Source organism: Sandaracinobacteroides sp. A072 (genome assembly GCF_052616365.1).
In genome coordinates, this window is sequence record NZ_JBQXGU010000001.1 from 1,050,634 (window position 1) to 1,068,022 (window position 17,389).

Here is a 17,389-nt window from a genome sequence, read left to right on the forward strand (position 1 = left end):
ATGCGCATCGTATCCGGAATCCAGCCGACGGGCAGCCTGCACCTGGGCAATTACCTGGGGGCCATCCGCAACTGGGTGCTGATGCAGGATGCGCTGAACGCGGGCGATCAGGCCTGGTTCTTCATCGCCGACCTTCATGCCATCACGCTCCGGCAGGAACCGGCTGAACTGCGGCAGAACACCCGCGAGATCGCGGCCGCCCTCATGGCTGCCGGAATCGATCCGGCGCGCTCCATCCTCTTCAACCAGGCCCGCGTGCCGGAGCATGCCGAGCTTGCCTGGGTGCTGGGCTGCACGGCGCGGATCGGCTGGCTGAACCGGATGACGCAGTTCAAGGAAAAATCCGGCAAGGACCGGGAGGGCGCCTCGGTCGGCCTTTATACCTATCCTGTCCTGCAGGCAGCCGATGTGCTGCTCTACAGGGCAAGCCATGTGCCCGTGGGCGACGACCAGAAGCAGCATCTGGAACTGGCCCGCGACATCGCCACCAAGTTCAACACGGATTATGGCGTCGAGCTGTTCCCGCTGCCCGAACCGACGATCCCGCCATCCAGCCCGCGCGTGCGCAGCCTGCGCGACGGCGGCGCCAAGATGTCGAAATCGGACCCGTCGGACCAGAGCCGCATCAACCTGACCGACAGCGAGGACGAGATCCGCAACAAGCTGAAGCGGGCGAAGACCGACCCGGAGCCGCTGCCCGAAACGGCTGCCGGGCTGGAAGGCAGGCCTGAGGCGCGCAACCTCGTCGAGATCTACGCGACGCTTTCGGGCGAAAGCGTGGACGCGGTTCTCGGCCGCTTCGGCGGGCACGGCTTCGGCCAGTTCAAGCCGGCGCTGGCCGATGTGGTGGTGGCGCATCTCGCACCGATGAATCAGCGTTTCCGCGATCTGCTGGCCAGCCCCGAACTGATCGACCGCGCGCTGGCCGAAGGCGCCGAGCGGGCGCGCGAAACGGCCCGCGAAACCATGCGCGACGTGCGCAAAGCCGTCGGCTTCTTCGCCTGATGATTGCGGGCCTTTCGGTCGGGCACGCCCATTGCCCCGAATCAAGGACGGGCGTGACCGTGCTGGTGCCCGAAAGGCCCGTCATCATGGCGGCGGATGTGCGCGGCGGCGGCCCCGGGACGCGGGAAACGGATGCGCTCGACCCGTCCAATCTGGTCGAGCGCGTGCATGGCCTTGTGCTTGCCGGCGGCAGCGTCTTCGGCCTCGCCGCCGCCGATGAACTGGCGCTGCTGCTGGCGCGCGCGGGGCATGGGCTTCCCATGGGCGAGGGAGCGAGTGCGCTGAGCGTGCCCGTGGTGCCCGCCGCCATCCTCTTCGATCTCGTCAATGGCGGAGACAAGGGCTGGGCGCGCGCCGGCGGCGGCGAGCCGCCCTATCGGGCGCTGGCGCGCGCCGCCTATGCCGCACTGGGGCCGGAGGTCGCGGAAGGGCCTGTCGGTGCCGGCCATGGCGCGCGCGCGGGAAGCAGGGCAGGTGGGGTCGGTTTCGCCACGGCCAGGCTCGATGATGGCGGCACGGTCGCGGCGCTCGTCGCGGTCAACAGTTTCGGCGAAGTCGTGCCCGGCGGTCCGCCGCTTTCGGGGCCGGTGCCCATGCCCAAGCGCGACACCGGCCGCAAGCTTGCGGGCGCCAGCACCTGCATTGGCGCGATCGCGACGGATGTGGCCATCAACCGCGTGGCGGCCAGGCGCATCGCGATGATGGCGCATGATGGTCTGGCGCGCACCATCCGCCCCATCCACACGCCCTTCGATGGTGACAGCCTGTTCGTGATGGGCCTGCACGAAGACACACCCGCCATGGTCGACCCTCTGCTGCTGGCCGAACTCGGCACCCGGGCAGCCGATTGCGTGGCACAGGCCGTTCTGCGCGCCGTCTCCGGCGGCTGAGGCCAGCCCGCCAGCATCCTTGCAATCCGGCGCTGAATGATCCGGCTATCGCGCCGTTATCTGACGGGGGCGCTACCTTGCGCCCCGGGGAGAAGACGCCATGGGTGCAAGGACTGTCCTGCCAATCCTGAAGCGGCTAGGCCGGGACTGCAGCGGCGCCACAGCCACCGAATATGGCCTGCTCGCGGCCTTTGTCGCCGTGTCTGTCGCGGGCATGGCGCCCTATGTGTACGACATGCTGGCAATGGTTTTCGCGATCATCGCCAGCCGCTGAGCGCGGCGGCTGCCTGATCGCCCGCGCATGACCCTGCCAGAGCGCCGGGGCGTGCCGCTCACCTTTTCGAATTCGACCGCCCCGCTTGGCCGCCCTCCAGCTTGACCAGGGGCCAATAGCTGGTCCAGTTTCCTCTCCGGCCTCATTCCGGGAGCAGGCGATACCATGGCCCACACCCAGATATCCGCTGATCCGCTGACCCGGATGCGCACCTTTCACCGCGCACCGGAACCGGATGTGCTTGCCCCGCTGCTGGAAGAGGCCCGCGTGCCGGATGATGCCCGCGCAGCGGCCGTGGCCCGCGCGTCGGGTCTGCTGGCCGAGATCCGCGCTGCCGACATGGAGGGCTGGGTCAACCGCTTCATGCAGCAATACCGGCTCAATACGGATGAGGGCAAGGCGCTGCTGAGCCTTGCGGAAGCCTTCCTTCGCGTGCCCGACAGCGAGACGGCCGACCTGCTGATCCGGGACAAGCTGGGCGAGACCGACTGGGAACGTTTCGCGGGGCAGTCCGAATCGACGCTGGTCAATTCGGCGACCTGGGGCCTTGTCGTCACGCGGGCGCTGGTAAAGGAAGAGGGCGGGGCGCTGCGGCGGCTGCTTGGCCGGGCCGGCGAGCCCTTCGTTCGCCGTGCGGTGGGGGCCGCCATGCGGCTGATGGCGCAGATCTTCGTGATGGGCCGCACCATCGATGAAGCCCTGAAGCGCGCCGACGACAGGGATTATCGCGATTTTTCGGCAAGCTTCGACATGCTGGGCGAAGCCGCGCGCACAAGGACGGATGCGCGGCGCTATCTGGATGCCTATGCAGCCGCCCTCGAGGCCGTCGGCCGGGGCGGCAACAGGCGCGGGCACAGCATATCGGTTAAGCTGTCCGCCCTGCACCCCCGTTACGAAACGGCCCAGGCCGCCGAGGCCGTGCCCTTTCTGGTGGACTGCCTGCTGCCCATGGCCCGCCGTGCGGCGGAGCTGGGCGTCGGCTTCACCATCGACGCGGAAGAACAGGACCGCCTTCTCATGTCGCTCGACATCATCGCGGCACTGGCCCGGGATGAAGCGACGCGCGGCTGGGACGGGCTTGGCATGGCTGCTCAGGCCTATGGCAAGCGCGCCCGCCCCCTGATCGACTGGGCGCAGGCGCTGGGCGAGGAGAGCGGCCGCCGCCTGCAGGTCAGGCTGGTGAAGGGCGCCTATTGGGATAGCGAGATCAAGCGCGCGCAGGAACAGGGGCTTCAGGGCTATCCGCTCTTCACCCGCAAGGCGGCCACCGATGTCTCCTACCTTGCCTGCGCCCGCGCCATGCTCGATGCGCCCAATATCCGCCCGGCGTTTGCCAGCCACAATGCGCTGACAGTGGCGACCATCGCCGAAATGGCCGGCGGTTCGCGCGATTTCGAATTCCAGCGCCTGCACGGCATGGGCGCCGGCCTTTACGAGCGAATGGTGCGCGAGGAGGGCTACAGCTGCCGCCTCTATGCGCCCGTCGGCGGCCACCGCGACCTCTTGGCCTATCTTGTCCGCCGCCTGCTGGAGAATGGCGCCAACAGCAGCTTCGTGCACCAGCTGGCGGACAGCAGCATCGGCGAGGAGGAACTGCTCGCCGATCCGGTCGAGAAGGTTGCGGTCACCGCCTGCGCGCCGCATCCCTCCATTCCGCTGCCGGTCCATATCTTTCCCGGTCGCCGCAACTCTTCCGGTCTTGATCTTGCTGACCCGGAGCAACTGGACAGGCTGGAAGCGGATGTTCACGCGAGCCTCACGGAACGCCATGCGGCAGCGCCCCTAATCGGGGGCAGGCTGGTCGAAGGCGTGGCGCGCCCGCTGTTCATGCCGGCCCACCCCACACGCGAAATCGGGCATGTGGTGGAAGCCGGCCCCGCCGATGTGGAGCGCGCCCTTGCGATCGCGGTGGAAGCCGCCCCGGGCTGGGCCGCGACCCCCGTCGCCGACAGGGCAGCTGCCCTCGAACGGCTCGCCGACAGGCTGGAGGCCGACCAGACGCCCTTCCTCGCCCTGTTGCAGGCAGAGGCCGGCAAGACACTGGCCGATGCCGTCGCCGACCTGCGCGAGGCCGTGGATTTCTGCCGCTATTATGCCGTCGAGGCGCGGCGTCTGTTCGCCCCAATGGCCTTGCCGGGGCCGACCGGTGAGGCAAACAGCCTCGAACTTGCCGGCCGTGGCGTCTTCGTGACCATCGCCCCCTGGAACTTTCCGCTGGCGATCTTCCTAGGCCAGTCGGTGGCCGCCCTTGTTGCTGGCAATGCCGTCATCGCCAAGCCGGCGCCGCAGACCCCGCTGATTGCCATGCGCGCGATCCGCCATGCCCATGCGGCCGGGATCCCGGCGGATGTGCTGCAGTATCTTCCCGGGGGTGGCGAAGTGGGCGCAGCGCTCACCGCCGACAGGCGGACGGCGGGCGTCGCCTTCACTGGCTCGACCCGCACGGCGCGACGGATCGCCCGCAGCCTGCTGGCGGATGAAACGCGCCCCCTCGTGCCGCTGATCGCCGAGACCGGCGGCGTGAACGCCATGATCGTCGACACCACGGCCCTGCCCGAGCAGGTGGTGGCCGATGTCATCACTTCGGCTTTCCGTTCCGCCGGTCAGCGCTGCTCGGCGCTGCGGTTGCTGATGCTGCAGGAGGAGGTCGCGCCCGCCATCCTCGACATGCTGAAGGGCGCGATGGACTGCCTCGTGATCGGTGATCCCCTCGACCGCAGAACGGACATCGGCCCGGTGATCGACCGGGAGGCGCGTGACAGGCTGATGGGCTATGCGGGCAGCCAGGCCGCGCGCATCATCCACCAGCTGGATGTGCCGGAAGACGGCTGGTTCGTGCCGCCAACCCTGATAAGGCTGGATGCGCCGGAGGAACTGGGCGAGGAGTGGTTTGGCCCGATCCTTCATGTCGCGACCTGGAAAAGCGGGGAGCTGGAGACGCTGGTGCGGCGCATCAATGCAAATGGTTATGGCCTGACCATGGGCCTGCACAGCCGGATCGCGGGCGCCGCGGAGATTGTCAGGCGCACGGCGCGGGTGGGCAACCTTTATGTGAACCGCGCCATGATCGGCGCGGTCGTCGGCGCCCAGCCCTTCGGCGGCGAAGGCCTTTCCGGCACCGGCCCCAAGGCCGGCGGCCCCCATTATCTGCCCCGTTTCGCCACCGAACGCGCTGTCAGCATTGACACGACATCGAGCGGCGGCAATGCGAGCCTTCTGTCGCTGGATGGTTAATTCCGTTCGCTAGAACGTTAGTTAGGGGGCTTGCCAGTCCTTTCTGGCGGCGTCATGTGACCTGCCGGAATCTGGTATGGAGAAGTCCGTGATACGTTCCGGGGGTCGACTGCCGTTTATCAGGAGCAATGTTTCAAGATGATTGGATTTGCCCTTCTGGGATGTGGGCGGATTGCGAGCCGCCATGCCGATGTCCTGTCCAGCGGGCAGATCCCCGGTGCGCGGCTTGTGGCGGTCTGCGATGTGAAGCCTGAACGGGCAGCCGCCTTCGGTGAAAAATATGGCGTTCCCCACTTCCTCGACATGAACGACATGTTTGCCCATTCCGATGTCGATGCGGTTTCTGTCCTCACGCCCAGCGGCATGCATGCCGAGCATGCGATCGCCGCCGCAGGCGCCGGGAAGCATGTCGTGGTGGAAAAGCCCATGGCGCTCAGGCTCGAGGATGCCGACGCCATGATCGAGGCCTGCGACCGGGCCAAGGTCAAGCTTTTCGTAGTGAAGCAGAACCGCTTCAACGTGCCGGTGCTGAAGGCGCGCGAGGCACTGGATGCCGGGCGTTTCGGCAAGCTGGTGATGGGCACCGTGCGCGTGCGCTGGTGCCGGCCGCAATCCTATTACGATCAGGACAGCTGGCGCGGAACCTGGGCACAGGATGGCGGCGTTCTGTCCAATCAGGCCAGCCATCACATCGATCTTCTGGAATGGTTCATGGGGCCGGTCGAAAGCGTGCATGCACGCGGCATCACGGCCCTTGTCGATATCGAGGCGGAAGACACGGCGGTTGCGACGCTCAGGTTCCGTAATGGCGCGCTGGGCATAATCGAGGCAACGAACGCCGCGCGCCCCAAGGATCTCGAGGGCTCGCTGTCCGTTCTTGGAAGCGACGGCGCCGTCGTGATCGGTGGCTTTGCCGTCAACCGGATGCAGACTTGGCAGTTCGCTTCCGAAGAGCCGGGGGATTCGGAAGTGATGGAGCGTTTTTCCACCAATCCGCCAAACGTCTATGGCTTTGGGCATCAGGCCTATTACGAGCATGTGCTCGATTGCCTCAGGAATGACAGGGCCGCCCTCGTTGACGGGCTGGAGGGCCGCAAGAGCCTGGAACTGATATCGGCGATCTATGAATCGATCGAGACAGGCCGGGATGTCGACCTGAGGTTCCAGCCCAAGCTTTGCCGGCTGGGGGAGCGCCCGGCGTGACCAACGCGCCCGAGTTGCGGGTGGCAGGCATCCGCGATGTCCATTTCGGTTCGGGTGTCGTGATCGTGGAGCCAGCCAATGTCTATGGCTGCAAACTCGGCGACAATTGCTTCGTCGGCCCCTTCACGGAAATCCAGCGCGGCGTTGTCGTTGGTGCCCGCACCCGCATCCAGTCCCACAGCTTCATCTGCGAGCTCGTGGCCATCGGCGAGGATTGCATGATCGCCCATGGCGTGATGTTCGTGAACGACCGTTTCGCAACAGGCGGGCCGGCCCGCGGCCGCAAGGAACTGTGGGAGGAAACCCGGATCGGGAACCGTGTTTCCATCGGCAGCAATGCCACCATCCTGCCTGTCAGCATTTGTGACGATGTCGTGATCGGGGCCGGTGCCGTGGTCACGCGTTCGATTGACAAGCCCGGCATCTATGCCGGCAATCCCGCCAGGCTGATCCGCTCTCTCGAGCCGGCTGCCGGCTGACCGCATTCAGGGGATGACCGTGACTGTTCCTTTCGCAGATCTTCACGCACAATATCTTTCGATCAAGGGCGATATCGACGCTGCCATCGCCGATGTCATTGCCAGTTCCGCCTACATCCGCGGCCCGCATGTCGAGCGCTTCGAGGAAGAGTTTGCCGCTGCCGTCGATCGCCCGCACTGCGTTTCCTGCGGGAACGGCACTGACGCGCTTTACATCGCCATGCATGCGCTTGGCGTGAAGCCGGGCGACGAAGTCATCACGACTGCGCACAGCTGGATTTCCACATCGGAAACCATCAGCCAGGCAGGCGCCGTCCCCGTTTTCGTCGATACGCTGCCGGACAGCTTCACCATCGACCCTGACCAGATCGCCGCCAAAATCACGCCGCGCACGGTCGGGATCATTCCGGTCCATCTCTATGGCCAGCCAGCCGATATGGACCCGATCATGGAGATCGCCAGCCGGCATAATCTGTGGGTCATCGAGGATTGCGCGCAGGCGCACCTTGCACGCTACAAGGGCCGGCAGGTCGGCACATTCGGGGCTGCGGCCACCTTTTCCTTCTATCCGGGCAAGAATCTCGGGGCGATGGGCGATGCCGGCGCGATTGTCACGGCCGATACGGCGCTTGCAGAACGCATGGCGATGTTCGCCCGGCATGGCGGCCTTCGCAAGGGCGATCACCGGATCGAGGGCATCAACAGCAGGCTCGACGGGCTGCAGGCGGCGATCCTGTCCGTCAAGCTTCGCCACTTGCCAGATTGGACCCGCGCCCGTCAGCGGCTGGCCGCTACTTATCTTGAGAAGCTGGCGCACCTTTCAGGGCTGCGCCTGCCACAGGTAATGCCCGACCGGGAGCATGTGTGGCACCTGTTCGTAGTGCGCAGCGAGCAGCGCGATGCTTTGAAGGCGCATCTGGAAGCCAAAGGCGTGCAGACCGTGATCAACTATCCGGTAGCCCTGCCTTTCCTGCCGGCCTATGCGCGCTTTGCGCACAAGCCCGAGGATTTTCCGGTGGCGCATGCGAACCAGTCCCGGATCCTGTCACTTCCGATCTTCGCGGAAATGACCGACAGCCAGATGGACCGGGTTGTGGCTGCAATAGCCTCTCATGGCTGACATGCCTTGCCGCCCGGCACTGCGTGGGGCGGGGCAGGGCAGGCAAGCCGGCACCAACAAAGGACAGCCATGTCCCTGATGGAGAAGCTTCTCGGCGGAAGCGCGCGTTTCCGCCGCAATGTCTTCGGTGCGTCTGCCGCGAATCTTGCCGCGCAGTTCATCGGGCTGGCATCCTTGCCGCTGCTGTCCCGCCTGTATGCGCCCGAACAGTTCGCCATTCTGGCGGCCTTCACGCTCGTCCATGGACTGGGGCTGGCCCTGGTGACCTTCCGGGTGGAATGGCTCGTGCCCAACAGCCGTTCCGACGGGGCAGCCGACAGGCTGGTTGCTGCCGGAATGCTGCTGCTTTTCGGCAATATCCTCATCCTTTTTCTGGCGGGCCTTGCGCTTGAGGATGTGGCCGCCCCGCGGGTCGGTCTGCCGGCAGGGCAGGGAATGGTTCCGCTTCTCGCGGCGGGGCTGCTGGCTGGCGGGCTTCATCTGCTGCTGCAGGCCCGCAATGTCCGGCGCGGAAGGCTGGCGCCCGTGAATCTGGCGCGCCTTGGGCAGGCTGTCACCACGCTTGCGGTGAGCGTCGCGCTCGGGTTCATGCTGCCGTCGGGCAATGGCCTCGTGCTTGGCTATGTCTGCGGGCTTCTCATGCTTGTGCTGATGCTCCGCAAGGATCTGCTTGCGGGGCTTGATGCCCTGTTTCGCCATGGTTTCGCCGGGGTGTCGCGTGCGCTGGCCGGAAAGCGGCGTCTGATGTCGGCATCGACCGGCCTTGCGCTTGCTAATACAGCCTTCCTCTCAGCGCCGACACTTCTGCTCATACTTTTCTATGACGATGTCATCGTCGGCTGGTACGGGCTTGTCTTCAGGGTAGCGACAGCACCCATCGGGATAGTCACCACTGCGGTTTCCATGAGCTTCTGGGCGGATGCCGCCGATCTCGCCCGCCGTGATCCGGAGAAGCTCTGGCGTTTCTATCTTGGCTCGGTGAAACGGCTTTCGGTGCTGGCGGCACTTGCCATTCCCGTATTTATCGCGGCTCCTCTATACATTCCTGCCCTGTTCGGGCGGGAGGAATGGAGCGGTGCCGGGCACCTGCTGGCCGCCATCACGCCCTTTCTTGTCGGCATGATCGTTTTCAGCCCTACCACGCACCTGATGGTCTATGGAAAGCAGCATTGGCAGCTCTGGGCCGATCTTATGGCCCTGGCGGCATCGGCGCTTGTCTTTGCAGTTCTGGCGCGCGCCGGGCAGCCTGCCTGGATGGCGCTTCTGGGGGCAGCGCTCGTGATGCTGGCGGGCTATGGGGTGCGCTTTGGCCTGCACAGGGCTGCCAACCTTGCCCTTGTGGCTGAAAGCGGAAAAGGAAGGGCATGAGTTCGGAGATGGACAGGGGGGGCGGCATGGCGGGGCGGCTGCGCTATGGCATCGGCCGGCTGGCGAAGAAGCTGCGCCCAAGCGCGCTGCTGCGCACGAGGCTGGCGCACGGCGCCATGCATCAGTCGGGTTGCCAGCTTGTCGATGTGGATATGGGTCGTCATTCCTATTGTGCCTATGACTGCACGATCATTGACTGCGAGATTGGCGCCTATTGTTCGATCGCCAATGGCGTGACCATAGGCGGGGCTTCACATCCGCTTGATTTTCAGCGTGGCGGAACATTTCCGCCTCATCGCCCTAGTGAATGTGGGAATTTTGCATGAAAATAGTGCATGCGTGCTTGTCTAATTTTTATATTGATGATCTTGCATATCAGGAAAATCAACTTGTTGATCAACATGTAAGGGATGGTCACAATGTCCTTGTTGTTGCTTCTACAGAAATATACGATGAAAACGGAAAAATAAGTTATACAGATACTGGTGATTATATAGGTTCTGATGGTGCTCGTGTAATAAGGCTTCCGTACAGAAAAATTGCACCTTTTTGGATAAGGTCAAAAATCAGATCGTATCCCGGTGTTCGGAAGATACTTGATGACTTCAAGCCGGATGCCATCCTGTTTCACGGAACTGCCGGGTGGGAGCTTCGCACAGTGGCAGCCTATGTACGCGACAATCCCGGCACCATCTTCTACATCGATAGCCACGGCGATCCCTCGAACACCGCCAGGGGCTTCGTTTCCCGCGAAATTCTCCATAAGATCTATTATCGTTCCTGCCTTCAGAAGGCCCTGCCGCAGGCCCGCAAGGTGCTTTGCGTATCGACCGAGATCATGGATTATGTGCAGGAACTTTATGCCGTGCCTGCCGACATGGTCGAATTCTATCCGCTTGGCGGACACCCGCTGCCGGACGAAGCCTATGAAGAGCGCAGGCGCCTGACGCGCGAGAAGATGGGCCTGGCGCCAGACGCCATACTGGTTGTCCAGTCCGGCAAGCAGACACGGCGGAAGAAACTGCTGGAAAGCCTGAAGGCCTTTTCAGCCGTGCCCGACAGCCGCCTGCGTTTCGTGGTGGCCGGCGTTATCCAGGAGGATATACGTGTGGAGGCTGAACGGCTGATGGCTTCGGACCCGCGCACACATTTTGCCGGCTGGCAAAGCCCGGAGCAGCTGACGGATCTTTTGTGCGCTGCCGACATCTATCTCCAGCCAGGCACGCAATCGGCCACGATGCAGCATGCGCTGTGCTGCCGCTGTGCCGTCATCTTGCAGGACTGGCGATCACACACGCCTTATGTCAAGGGCAATGGCTGGCTGATCGAGGATCGAGAGCATGCGATTGAAAATGCATTGCGATCATCTTGCCTGGATGACAAAATAAAATTAATGAAGAATATTTCTTACAAAATTGCATTAGAAATTCTTGATTATAAGAAAATATCTAAAAGAATTCTCATTTAATTGTGTAAATATATATATTTTTTTGTTTTGAAATGGCTTTTTATATGTCCAATCAGCTAAACAAAGATAAAAACCATGATGATTTTGTCAATATTTTTGACGCATTTAGGCATGGAAAAAAGTATATTATATATGGCTTAATTTTATCAATAGTTGCATCTATAATATATAGTTTAAATTCAACACCTAAATATCAAGTTGAAATGTATTTAATACCTGCCCCAGTAAATAATTCATCAGACTTTTCAGGTATTGGAGCCATTGGTGGTTTGGCATCTATTGCTGGGATAGATATTAATAGCAGTGGCCCTCTTTCACCATTTGACTTGTTTCGTTCAATTATGTCTGGAGGTGATGTGGCCAAGGCAATCTCCGACGAAAAAATACTATCTGAGGCATTTCCTGAAAAATGGGATTCTGAAAAAAATAAGTGGAAGGGTGGGCATGATGTAACATATAAAATTAAGTACCATTTAAGTAAAATTGGACTTGTTACATTAGACGATGGCAATCCGGATTGGAGGCATCTTAGGGATTACTTAAAAGATAATATTAAGACAAAAAAAGGCGTCGATAATCCTGTTTTTACAGTATCTTTGAGGCATGAGAATCCAGTTTTTGCATCTGCCTTGCTCAAAAAAATGCTGGTGTCTGCAAACGATCAGGTAAGAAAAAGAGACCAAAATAGATCATTAATCAATATTAAATATTTGTCTCAGCGGTTGGCAACGGAGACAAGGTTTGAGCACAGGCAGGCTTTGGCGGCTGCCATATCTGCACAAGAGAGAACTTTGATGTTTACTGAATCAGGAAATCCCTATGCAGCAGAAATGATTGATAATATTTATGTTTCAGGTAAGCCTGTAAGTCCAAATTTTCTGTTAAACTTAACTGTATTTCTTATTGTTGGAACTTCATTATCGATCGCTTTGTGCTTTTCATCATATTACAGGGCCAAGGTAAAAGATAATGATAATTAATAAGTCTTCTATTTCTCAAATAGAGATGAGATCTATTTTTGATAGATTTAAAATTTATGTATATGCATTAATTACATCATTAGTGATAATGCATGTGTATTATCATTTTATATCAAGTCAATTTCAATACATAGGATTTACGATAAGGGATGTTTCCTTATCTGAGGTCTACGTTCACGCATTTCTTGCTTCAACTTCGTCTATTTTTTTAAATACGAAAGCAAATAATTCTTCTAAATTTATACTAACAGTATTGTATTTCTTTTACATATTGCCATGTATGCTGATAGCGCCAATCCATGGATACATAGATTCACATGTTGGGTATGTGGTATTTATTTTATTGTATTTTAGTTTTATTGTTTTAAATTTTTCCACAAGTATCAAATTTGGCGTTAAAATTCGAGAGTTCGTAAACGATAGATATTTTTGGTTAATATTTTTTTTATTTTGGATATTGTTTAATTTAATTGTCCTTAGTGCATTCTCTGGAAATCTTAGGTTTTCGGGATTTGATGAAATTTATGAACAAAGAGAATTTGCTAAAACATCTGTAACTTCAACTTATGTTTGGTATTCTTCTGGGTTTTTAGCAAACTGTTTTAATCCATTTCTTATAAGTTATGGACTTTCATATAACAAGAAGGTGTCTTTTATTATTGGATCTGCGGGGCAAATATTTCTTTTTGCTACAGCTGCTCAGAAGATTGTTATTGCTACTATACCGCTTATAATTATATTCTACATATTCGTTATTAATAAAAAGGGAATTAAATTATACAATATTGGATTTATAACTGCTGCTGCCTGCCTTTCTTTTCTTCCTGTTTATTATATTTTGAACCCAGATAGCCAAATGGGTAATATCATACAGAACTTGACTTCTCTTGTTTATCTAAGAACTTTTTGCGTTCCAGGTGCTATGCTTTCAATATACGTTGATTATTTTTCAAATAGCGATCTGACATATTACAGTCACTCAATGGCTGGCGCTTTATTTTCGAAGTATCCCTATGATGCCCCTGTCGGAGAGGTGATAGGTGGTTATGTTCTCAATGGACTAAGATATGTAAATTACAATGCTGGTTTTTTTGCAACTGATGGTGTTGCCTCTTTGGGTATATTTGGAATTGTTGCAGCGAGTATTTTAGTTTCCTATTTTTTAATTTTTATTTTAATAATTTTTGGAAAAAAAGAAATGAATGTTGTATGCGGATCATTCATTCCATTTACTGCTGCGCTGTCTAATTCTTCTATATTTACATCTCTTCTTACAGGCGGTGGAATTGTTCTGATTATTATTTTATTTTTTTGGATATCTGTAAAAAAGGGGGAATGAATCGCTTTCAATCATTCCATCCACACCCGCCGCTTCACATAATCCGTGTAGCTGAGGATGATGCGGGCCACCTTTTCCGACACGTTCGGCATGGAATAGTCCGCCACCGGGCGCAGGGTCCGTTCCGGGCCGCGTTTCTGCTGGTCGAGGATGGACAGGCCCTGCATCACGCGGTCGAGCGACAGGCCCGTCATCATCACGCTTGCTTCCTCCATCGCCTCGGGGCGCTCATGCGCCTCGCGGATGTTCAGGGCAGGGAAGTTCAGGATGGAGCTTTCCTCGCTGATCGTGCCGGAATCCGACAGCGTTGCCTTCGCCTCCGTCTGGAGCCGCACATAATCGGTAAAGCCAAGCGGCTTCAGGGCCTGAACACGAGGATCGAGCGTGGCGCCGGCGCGCTCCATCCTGGCGCGGGTACGCGGGTGGGTGGACAGGATCACCGGCAGGTCGAACCGCTCGGCGATGCCGTTCAATATGCCCACGAGGTTGGCGAAGTTCCGGTCGCTTTCGATATTCTCCTCGCGGTGGGCGCTCACCACGAAGAATTGCCCGGGCCTGAGGTCGAGGCGCTTGAGCACGTCCGACGCGGCGATTGCATCCGCCTGGAAGGGCTGCGCTGTCTAATTCTTCTATATTTACATCTCTTCTTACAGGCGGTGGAATTGTTCTGATTATTATTTTATTTTTTTGGATATCTGTAAAAAAGGGGGAATGAATCGCTTTCAATCATTCCATCCACACCCGCCGCTTCACATAATCCGTGTAGCTGAGGATGATGCGGGCCACCTTTTCCGACACGTTCGGCATGGAATAGTCCGCCACCGGGCGCAGGGTCCGTTCCGGGCCGCGTTTCTGCTGGTCGAGGATGGACAGGCCCTGCATCACGCGGTCGAGCGACAGGCCCGTCATCATCACGCTTGCTTCCTCCATCGCCTCGGGGCGCTCATGCGCCTCGCGGATGTTCAGGGCAGGGAAGTTCAGGATGGAGCTTTCCTCGCTGATCGTGCCGGAATCCGACAGCGTTGCCTTCGCCTCCGTCTGGAGCCGCACATAATCGGTAAAGCCAAGCGGCTTCAGGGCCTGAACACGAGGATCGAGCGTGGCGCCGGCGCGCTCCATCCTGGCGCGGGTACGCGGGTGGGTGGACAGGATCACCGGCAGGTCGAACCGCTCGGCGATGCCGTTCAATATGCCCACGAGGTTGGCGAAGTTCCGGTCGCTTTCGATATTCTCCTCGCGGTGGGCGCTCACCACGAAGAATTGCCCGGGCCTGAGGTCGAGGCGCTTGAGCACGTCCGACGCGGCGATTGCATCCGCCTGGAAGGCCAGTACCTCGGCCATGGGACTGCCTGTCTTGATCACGCGGTCGGGCAGCAGGCCCTCGCGCAGCAGATATTCGCGCGCGATGTCGGAATAGGTCAGGTTGATGTCGGCGATGTGATCGACGATGCGGCGGTTGGTTTCTTCCGGCACCCGTTCGTCGAAGCAGCGGTTCCCGGCTTCCATGTGGAAGATCGGAACATGCCGCCGCTTGGCCGGGATGGCCGCGAGGCAGCTGTTCGTATCCCCCAATACCAGCAGCGCATCCGGCTTCACCTCGGCCAGCACCTTGTCGGTTGCCATGATGACCTGGCCGATGGTTTCAGCGGCGGTCTTGCCAGCTGCATTCAGGAAATGATCCGGCCGGCGGATCTTCAGGTCCTCGAAGAAGATCTCATTCAGTTCATAATCATAGTTCTGGCCTGTGTGGACGATCACCTGCTCGGTGTAGCGATCGAGCGCTGCCATCACGCGCGACAGGCGGATGATCTCGGGCCGCGTGCCCACCACCGTCATGACCCTGAGCGTCTTCATTGTTCGACTTTCGACTGGATGGTGTCAGGGCGTTCGCGGTCGAACACCTCATTGGCCCAGACGAGGACGACAAGCTCCTCGTCGCCCAGATTCTGCACATCGTGCGTCCAGCCGGGAATGGTGTCCACGATGCGGGGTTCGTCCGCGCTGGCGTCCACGTCCACGCGCTCGTCCGTCAGCAGGTGGCGGAAGCGGAAGCGCGCCTTGCCCTTCACCACGAGGAACTTCTCGGACTTGCTGTGGTGGTAATGGCTGCCACGGATCAGGCCCGGAACTTGTGTGAAGAAGCTCACCTGCCCGGAATCGGGCGTCTTCACGGCCTCCACGAACCGCCCGCGCGCATCGCCATGAACGGGCACCGCATAGGAAAAGGCATCCGCCGGCAGATGGGACAGAAGCGTCGCATAAAGGGCACGCGACAGCCCCGAGCCGGTGCGGCCGACGCCCATCGCCGTGCGCCGGCGCGCCATGTCCTCGATCAGGCCAGCCACCTCGCCGACACTGCTGTGATAGACCGGTGCCACCTCCGGCCGGGCAAGGCCGCTGGCGGGGGCATCGATGGCCGCCAGAAACGCTTCGACCACGTCATCGACATAGACGAGGCTGAGGGGGGCTGCCGGGTCGTTGATGCTGAGCGGCTCGCCACGGGCGGCCTGATGACAGAAGGTGGCGACGGCAGAGTTGTAATAGGGGCGGCTCCATTTGCCGAAGACATTGGGAAGCCGGAAGATCGCGACATCCGCCACATCGGCGACAGCTGCCAGTGCATCCTCGGCCGCACGCTTGCTGGCGCCATAGGGGTTGTCGAGCGCCGCCTGCGTGGAGGAGGCGAAGACCAGCGGGATGCGCCTGCCGGAAGCACGGACGGCATCGGCCAGCGTCTGTGCAAGGCCGGCATTGTCTGCCGCGAAGCCTTCGGGCGTGGGCGGGCGGTTGGCGCCTGCCAGATGCACCAGGGCATCAGCTTCGGCCAGCATGGCGGCAAGATCGGCGGGCTTGCTGGTGCGGGTGTAGGGCAGGGCGCGGTCGCCACGCTCGGCCAGATGCACGATCAGGTTGCGGCCGATGAAGCCATCCGCCCCTGTCACGAGAATAGTGCGGCTCATGCCTCGGGCTCCACAGGCCGGCCTTCGATGATGGCGCGGATGAAGGGCAGTTTCAGCAGCAGTTGCTTCGTGCCCTCCACATCTAGCCGGGTGGTGTTGTGGCTGTGGTAGTCATGCGCCTCGGAAATGATGCTTTCGCCCTCGGCAAAATATTTGCCGTAGTTGAGGTCGCGGTTGTCCGGCGGGATTCGGTAATAATCGCCCATGTCCACGGCACCGGCCTTCTCCTCGCGGGTGAGAAGGGTTTCATAGAGTTTTTCGCCATGGCGGGTGCCGATGATGCGGATGGGGTGATCCGGTTTTCCCAGAAGCTGGCGCAGCGCCTCGGCAAGGTCGCCGACAGTCGATGCCGGGGCCTTCTGGACGAAGATGTCGCCATTGTGGCCATGGGCGAAGGCGAAGAGCACCAGTTCCACGGCATCGTCGAGCGTCATCATGAAACGGGTCATGGCCGGGTCGGTGATGGTGATCGGCTCATCGGCCAGGATCTGCTTCACGAACAGCGGGATGACCGACCCGCGCGAGGCCATCACATTGCCATAGCGCGTGCCGCACATGGTGGTGCGGCCATCAACCGCCAGCCGCGAGGTGGCGACCATCACCTTTTCCATCAGCGCCTTCGACATGCCCATGGCGTTGATCGGATAGACGGCCTTGTCGGTCGACAGGCAGATGACCCGCCCGACACCATTGGCGATTGCCGCCTCCAGCAGGTTCGAGGTGCCGAGCACATTGGTGCGCACGGCTTCCAGCGGATAGAATTCGCAGCTGGGCACCTGCTTCAGGGCGGCGGCGTGGAAGATGTAATCGACGCCGACGGTGGCGTTGGTGATCGACTGGCGGTCCCGCACGTCGCCGATCACGAAGCGGATCTTGTCGGAGCGGTATTTGGCCCGCATGTCGTCCTGCTTCTTCTCATCGCGGGAGAAGATGCGGATTTCCCGAATGTCGGTTTCGAGAAAGCGGCGCAGCACCGCATTGCCGAACGATCCGGTTCCCCCCGAGATCAGAAGAGTCTTGCCGTCGAACATCCAGTCATCCTTCCAGGCGCCGGGCGGGGCCGGCTGGC

The 17,389-nt window shown here is 59.5% G+C and carries 16 protein-coding genes; 12 read left to right on the plus strand and 4 right to left on the minus strand.

The window, feature by feature from the left end; translation table 11 throughout:
• From trpS to ACUJ46_RS05185, 12 genes are all read left to right on the plus strand, one after another.
• Window positions 1-1,005: a tryptophan--tRNA ligase gene (gene trpS, locus ACUJ46_RS05130; protein WP_445389345.1), complete on the plus strand. Its 1,005-nt coding sequence runs from the start codon at window positions 1-3 to the stop codon at window positions 1,003-1,005.
• Window positions 1,005-1,895: a P1 family peptidase gene (locus ACUJ46_RS05135; RefSeq protein ID WP_445389346.1), complete on the plus strand. Its 891-nt coding sequence runs from the start codon at window positions 1,005-1,007 to the stop codon at window positions 1,893-1,895. The genes trpS and ACUJ46_RS05135 overlap by 1 nt, the downstream gene beginning before the upstream one ends.
• Window positions 1,896-1,995: 100 nt before the next feature.
• Window positions 1,996-2,169 carry a Flp family type IVb pilin gene (locus ACUJ46_RS05140; protein WP_445389347.1) on the plus strand — a complete coding sequence of 58 codons (174 nt, stop codon included), beginning with the start codon at window positions 1,996-1,998 and terminating at the stop codon, window positions 2,167-2,169.
• A gap of 165 nt (window positions 2,170-2,334) precedes the next feature.
• Window positions 2,335-5,403 (plus strand): bifunctional proline dehydrogenase/L-glutamate gamma-semialdehyde dehydrogenase PutA, encoded by a 3,069-nt coding sequence (gene putA / locus ACUJ46_RS05145; protein ID WP_445389348.1) that lies wholly within the window; start codon window positions 2,335-2,337, stop codon window positions 5,401-5,403.
• Between the two features lie 138 nt (window positions 5,404-5,541).
• On the plus strand, window positions 5,542-6,606 hold the full coding sequence (locus ACUJ46_RS05150) for a Gfo/Idh/MocA family protein (protein ID WP_445389349.1): 1,065 nt from the start codon (window positions 5,542-5,544) through the stop codon (window positions 6,604-6,606).
• Window positions 6,603-7,085 (plus strand): acyltransferase, encoded by a 483-nt coding sequence (locus ACUJ46_RS05155; protein ID WP_445389350.1) that lies wholly within the window; start codon window positions 6,603-6,605, stop codon window positions 7,083-7,085. Before ACUJ46_RS05150 ends, ACUJ46_RS05155 begins: the two co-directional genes overlap by 4 nt.
• A 19-nt stretch (window positions 7,086-7,104) precedes the next feature.
• On the plus strand, window positions 7,105-8,205 hold the full coding sequence (locus ACUJ46_RS05160; RefSeq protein WP_445389351.1) for a DegT/DnrJ/EryC1/StrS family aminotransferase: 1,101 nt from the start codon (window positions 7,105-7,107) through the stop codon (window positions 8,203-8,205).
• A 78-nt stretch (window positions 8,206-8,283) separates the two neighbouring features.
• Window positions 8,284-9,573: a lipopolysaccharide biosynthesis protein gene (locus tag ACUJ46_RS05165; RefSeq protein WP_445389352.1), complete on the plus strand. Its 1,290-nt coding sequence runs from the start codon at window positions 8,284-8,286 to the stop codon at window positions 9,571-9,573.
• The gene (locus tag ACUJ46_RS05170) at window positions 9,570-9,899 is read left to right on the plus strand and encodes a hypothetical protein (protein WP_445389353.1); all 330 of its coding nucleotides are present in this window, start codon (window positions 9,570-9,572) and stop codon (window positions 9,897-9,899) included. The genes ACUJ46_RS05165 and ACUJ46_RS05170 overlap by 4 nt, the downstream gene beginning before the upstream one ends.
• Window positions 9,896-11,041: a glycosyltransferase family 4 protein gene (locus ACUJ46_RS05175; RefSeq protein WP_445389354.1), complete on the plus strand. Its 1,146-nt coding sequence runs from the start codon at window positions 9,896-9,898 to the stop codon at window positions 11,039-11,041. The genes ACUJ46_RS05170 and ACUJ46_RS05175 overlap by 4 nt, the downstream gene beginning before the upstream one ends.
• A gap of 32 nt (window positions 11,042-11,073) precedes the next feature.
• Window positions 11,074-12,021 (plus strand): Wzz/FepE/Etk N-terminal domain-containing protein, encoded by a 948-nt coding sequence (locus ACUJ46_RS05180; protein ID WP_445389355.1) that lies wholly within the window; start codon window positions 11,074-11,076, stop codon window positions 12,019-12,021.
• 280 nt (window positions 12,022-12,301) lie between these two features.
• Complete coding sequence (locus ACUJ46_RS05185; protein ID WP_445389356.1) at window positions 12,302-13,360, plus strand: hypothetical protein; 1,059 nt, start codon at window positions 12,302-12,304, stop codon at window positions 13,358-13,360.
• An 11-nt stretch (window positions 13,361-13,371) separates the two neighbouring features.
• On the opposite strand, the gene ACUJ46_RS05190 is transcribed toward ACUJ46_RS05185, so the two are convergent.
• The 4 genes from ACUJ46_RS05190 to ACUJ46_RS05205 all read right to left on the minus strand — a co-directional run bounded on the left by ACUJ46_RS05190 (window position 13,372) and on the right by ACUJ46_RS05205 (window position 17,351).
• Entirely contained in the window at window positions 13,372-13,938 is a 567-nt protein-coding gene (locus ACUJ46_RS05190) for a UDP-N-acetylglucosamine 2-epimerase (protein WP_445389357.1), read from the minus strand.
• A 148-nt stretch (window positions 13,939-14,086) separates the two neighbouring features.
• Window positions 14,087-15,214, minus strand: coding sequence for a non-hydrolyzing UDP-N-acetylglucosamine 2-epimerase (gene wecB, locus ACUJ46_RS05195; protein ID WP_445389358.1), 1,128 nt, complete (start codon window positions 15,212-15,214; stop codon window positions 14,087-14,089).
• Window positions 15,211-16,320, minus strand: a complete 1,110-nt coding sequence (locus ACUJ46_RS05200; RefSeq protein ID WP_445389359.1) for a polysaccharide biosynthesis C-terminal domain-containing protein — start codon at window positions 16,318-16,320, stop codon at window positions 15,211-15,213. The genes wecB and ACUJ46_RS05200 overlap by 4 nt, the downstream gene beginning before the upstream one ends.
• The gene (locus tag ACUJ46_RS05205) at window positions 16,317-17,351 is read right to left on the minus strand and encodes a polysaccharide biosynthesis protein (RefSeq protein WP_445389360.1); all 1,035 of its coding nucleotides are present in this window, start codon (window positions 17,349-17,351) and stop codon (window positions 16,317-16,319) included. Before ACUJ46_RS05205 ends, ACUJ46_RS05200 begins: the two co-directional genes overlap by 4 nt.
• Between the last annotated feature and the right edge of the window lie 38 nt (window positions 17,352-17,389).

Bases quoted from the DNA above. Each gene is read 5' to 3' on its own strand.
- wecB (WP_445389358.1), bottom strand. From the start codon at position 15,214: ATGAAGACGCTCAGGGTCATGACGGTGGTGGGCACGCGGCCCGAGATC.
- ACUJ46_RS05140 (WP_445389347.1), top strand. From the start codon at position 1,996: ATGGGTGCAAGGACTGTCCTGCCAATCCTGAAGCGGCTAGGCCGGGAC.
- ACUJ46_RS05170 (WP_445389353.1), top strand. From the start codon at position 9,570: ATGAGTTCGGAGATGGACAGGGGGGGCGGCATGGCGGGGCGGCTGCGC.
- ACUJ46_RS05180 (WP_445389355.1), top strand. From the start codon at position 11,074: ATGGCTTTTTATATGTCCAATCAGCTAAACAAAGATAAAAACCATGAT.
- ACUJ46_RS05135 (WP_445389346.1), top strand. From the start codon at position 1,005: ATGATTGCGGGCCTTTCGGTCGGGCACGCCCATTGCCCCGAATCAAGG.
- ACUJ46_RS05165 (WP_445389352.1), top strand. From the start codon at position 8,284: ATGGAGAAGCTTCTCGGCGGAAGCGCGCGTTTCCGCCGCAATGTCTTC.
- putA (WP_445389348.1), top strand. From the start codon at position 2,335: ATGGCCCACACCCAGATATCCGCTGATCCGCTGACCCGGATGCGCACC.
- ACUJ46_RS05200 (WP_445389359.1), bottom strand. From the start codon at position 16,320: ATGAGCCGCACTATTCTCGTGACAGGGGCGGATGGCTTCATCGGCCGC.
- ACUJ46_RS05205 (WP_445389360.1), bottom strand. From the start codon at position 17,351: ATGTTCGACGGCAAGACTCTTCTGATCTCGGGGGGAACCGGATCGTTC.
- ACUJ46_RS05150 (WP_445389349.1), top strand. From the start codon at position 5,542: ATGATTGGATTTGCCCTTCTGGGATGTGGGCGGATTGCGAGCCGCCAT.
- trpS (WP_445389345.1), top strand. From the start codon at position 1: ATGCGCATCGTATCCGGAATCCAGCCGACGGGCAGCCTGCACCTGGGC.
- ACUJ46_RS05175 (WP_445389354.1), top strand. From the start codon at position 9,896: ATGAAAATAGTGCATGCGTGCTTGTCTAATTTTTATATTGATGATCTT.
- ACUJ46_RS05185 (WP_445389356.1), top strand. From the start codon at position 12,302: ATGCTGATAGCGCCAATCCATGGATACATAGATTCACATGTTGGGTAT.